The following is a 3,861-nucleotide window of genomic DNA, read 5'->3' as shown; positions in this document are numbered from 1 at the left end:
CATTATTGAACTAATCGGTTCAGTTTAGCCGTTTGGGGAATTCGCCAACAGTGTCAGAAGCTTTGTGAATGGCTCGGTTATTTGCCCTTGGGTTTAGAGTTAGTAGGTCGCTATCTAGATCGAAAACAAGATTTATCTGTGTCAGCAATGCAGAAACGACTAGAAAAAGAAAAACTGGCACAAGAAGCTATTAATGATGATAATCAAGGAAGAAGTATTACTGCTGCTTTTGAACTTAGCTGGCAAGAATTGAGTGAGGATGCAAAAAAACTTAGTTATTTGTTGAGTTTATTTGCTCTTGCTCCTATTCCTTGGTGGATGGTTGAAAATTTACAAATTGAGCAGAAACTTGATAACTTAGAAAAACTTAGAGATGACTGGCTACTGAAATTTAGTCTCCTGCAACGTCAAGACAAAGATTTATATCAATTTCACCATCTAGTCCGTGAGTTCGTAAAAAACAAGTGTGATGAATTTGATGGCGTAAATGATTTAAAAAAAAGCTTCTGTAGCCAGATAGTGAATTTAGTAAATCAACTACTAAATAGAGAAGCTCCTGATGCAGCGGAAACTACTCCAATTATGCTCTTTGTCACGCACGTTGAAGAAATAGCAGTAACCTTCTCTTATATAATGGACTATAAAGAACTTTTCATTTCTCATACATGGCTGCTGATAATTTATAACTATTTAGGAATATACGCTCAAGCAGCACACTGGGGTGAAAAATATAAATCAGAAATGGCTCGTGGTAGTCAAGAAGACTTTAACTCACTTTACAATCAATATCTACTGAGTCAGATATATTTACGATAGGGAGATTTCAGAAAAGCAGAAATATACCTGCTAGAACTACTGCAACATACAAAAAATGTCTTTGATGAAGAAGATACTAAAGCTATTTTTGAAGCTCATGTGTTGAGTGATTTAGGAAGACTATTAGCAACTCAAGGTAGTTTTGAAAAGGCAGAGAATGATTGCAGAGAAGCCTTGAAAATTATGGAGAGAATAGTTTCTAAACAAGACCTTAACCTCACTCCTAATTTGAATCTCGATCTAATTCCAAGTTTGAGTGCTTTAGCTGATGTCTGTCGAATTCGAGGACAATATCAGGAGGCTGGAGAACTTTATGGAAGACTATTTGAATTGAGAGATTTTCAATCTGAAGAAGCTCAACAATACTTACAACAAAATCCTCTGGTTGTTATTGATATTATGATTAAGTGTTCTAGTCTCTACTTAGAACAAGGATTAACTAATGATGCTGAAGAATTTTGTAGATATGCTGAAGCGATTGTAGGGAGTGTTTTTGGAAATGAACATCCCATATATGCCATATATTTGAGCAATTTAGCACAAGTATATCTTGCCCAAGGGCGACATCAAGACGCAGAAGAAATTTGCTTGCAAGCCATTGAGATTAACCAATCTAAAGATAATACGGGACATCCTACTCATGCTATAAACCTCATGAACCTTGGTTCAATTTACACTGCACAAGGTCGTCATGATGATGCAGAAAAACTTTATAAAGAAGCACTAGAAATTCAAGAACGGGTTTATGGGCAAGAACATACAGATGTTGCAGAATCTCTATTGCGGTTGGCGGTAAATTATCTTGAACAAGGATTTTATGATAAAGCCAAGCCAAATTTGACGAAAGCACAAAAAATGTACAAATCTGTACTTGGTACAAGTCATCCGAAGTATGGTGAATTATTGTGTGTCCTTGCAGATGTTAGTTTTTTTCAAAAAGACTACGAAAAAACGGAAAATTTATATAGAGAAGCTATTGAAGTGTTTGCACAAACTCTAGGAGATGGCCATCCTAAATTAGGTGAAAAATTGTGTGTTTTAGCTGGTTTTTTAGTCAGCCAAAATCGTCAACAAGATGCAGAACCTTTATATCAAAGGTCGTTAGTAGTGGCAAAGCAGGTATTTGGCGAAGATAATCCAAATGTTTGTGAATATATGCTAGAGATTGCAGAGTTAAACCGTTCTCTTGGCCGCGAAGAAGAGGCGGAATCTATGTATGCTCAAGCAATTGGTATATACAATCGAGACAAGTCAATTAATCCTGATTTTTCAGAGGGATTGATGAGATTGATAGAGATTTATGAGTCTCAACGTCGTCATGATGAGGTAGTTGCTTTATACAAAAGGTTATTGGAAGTAAGCCGACGATTACTTGGTAACGAACATCCAAATATTGTTAATATTCTGAATAAATTAGCCAAATATCTGACAGAACAAGAGTTGTATCAAGAAGCTGCTGGGTTTCATGAAGAGGAACTCAAGATTAGAAAGCTTATTTTTAAAGAAAAACATCCCAGCATTGCTAATAACATGGTTAATCTTGCTTATGTTTATCAATCACACGCACTAGCAAGATTTGACGAAGCAGAAGAATTATATCGTCAAGCTCTAGAAATTAATACTAGTGCATATGGTGATTCACATCAAAAAGTTGTTATGATTCAGAAAGCTTTAGTTCAATTAGATAATTATAAAAAAATTAGTGAGTCTAATAAAAATGAACCTCATTCTCACGATGAAGATAGTATATCAGGTGCTAGTAAATCAGAAGCATTACCAAGAGAACTGCCACCCAATTATCAAACAGCAGTTCCGAGTCAAGAAATTAAAGAACAATCCATTGATGTAGAAAGTAAACTCTTAGAGAAGGAAAATTTACAACAGCAAAAAGTTAAACTGGAAAACGATCTGAGAAATTTGATACAGCAAAATAATCAACTGGAAGATAATCTGAAAAAATTGCAAGAGCAGCAAAATCTTTTTGAGGTACAGATTGAAAATTATCAGCAAAAAAATTTGGCCCACCAATTAGATATAAAAACTGTCGCCCAAGAATTAATTAGGCTATCTCAGGAAGAATATGCAAAACTATCTGAACCTTTAGCAGTTGTTCTTAATGATTTAGCACAGCAAAGACAAAATTATCAGCAAACATGGGATAAACTACAAACAGCAATTCAACAATTTAACAAATATGGAGAAGAAACAGATGAAATATGTTTTCATCTCCAGGCTTACCATCAAGCTGATGATGTTCTAGCTCAAAATCTTCTGCCCCTGGATAGTAATAAAGTAGATAAGATTATCCAAACAGTTCGTCAATTATTAGCTGATTTAGACAAAGAATTCTCTGATGCTCGGATTCTACACGATACAGCGCAGAAAAAATCTATTGTTACCTTTTAAATATGTCTCTTTTAAATATTGCAGAAATTTGTTGTGCTACACACACTCTTGGCCCTGGGCAACGTTTTGCGATCTGGGTTCAAGGTTGCTGTTTTCGTTGCCGAAATTGCATTTCTCCGGATTGGATACCCATGATGAAAGCAACTTTAATCGAGCCGAAACTGTTAGCATATATGGTGCTTTCAACGCCGAATACAGAGGGGATAACAGTTTCAGGAGGCGAACCAATGCTTCAAGCAGAGGCTCTGTTGGAACTATTCACTCTCTTGAGACAACAAAGAGATATATCCATCATTTGTTTTACAGGTTTTACTATAGAACAACTGCGGTCAAAATGCGATCGTAATATCGACAAAGTTCTTAACATCATTGATGTCCTTATTGATGGGCAATATGTACAAGAGCTTAATGACAACAAGGGTTGGCGTGGCTCTTCCAACCAGGTAATTCATTTTCTGTCTCCTAGATATTTACCAGAAGCCACTTTGTTTTTAAAGCGTGAACGTAATGTAGAGATTCATTTACGCAATAATGCAGCTCTAATGGTTGGCATACCCCCGCATAATTTTCAAAGAGCTTTTGAGCAATACTTCGGACAAAGTTAAGCAGCAATAACGCCGTAAGCTCGTAGGCTTTGGT

3 protein-coding genes are annotated in these 3,861 nt (G+C 36.0%); all 3 read left to right on the top strand.

Going from position 1 to position 3,861, the window contains the following annotated elements; all coding sequences use genetic code 11:
* Window positions 1-87 precede the first annotated feature (87 nt).
* Complete coding sequence (locus tag AC5JMF_RS31230) at window positions 88-816, top strand: hypothetical protein (RefSeq protein ID WP_495799590.1); 729 nt, start codon at window positions 88-90, stop codon at window positions 814-816.
* Window positions 817-915: 99 nt separating this feature from the next.
* Window positions 916-3,222 carry a tetratricopeptide repeat protein gene (locus AC5JMF_RS31225; RefSeq protein ID WP_495799589.1) on the top strand — a complete coding sequence of 769 codons (2,307 nt, stop codon included), beginning with the start codon at window positions 916-918 and terminating at the stop codon, window positions 3,220-3,222.
* Window positions 3,223-3,224: 2 nt separating this feature from the next.
* Window positions 3,225-3,827 carry a 4Fe-4S single cluster domain-containing protein gene (locus AC5JMF_RS31220; RefSeq protein ID WP_495799588.1) on the top strand — a complete coding sequence of 201 codons (603 nt, stop codon included), beginning with the start codon at window positions 3,225-3,227 and terminating at the stop codon, window positions 3,825-3,827.
* The last annotated feature ends 34 nt before the right edge of the window (window positions 3,828-3,861 follow it).

This window comes from Desmonostoc vinosum (genome assembly GCF_059505385.1).
The sequence above is the reverse complement of the archived record's forward strand: the minus strand, read 5'-3'. Positions and strand labels throughout refer to the sequence as shown.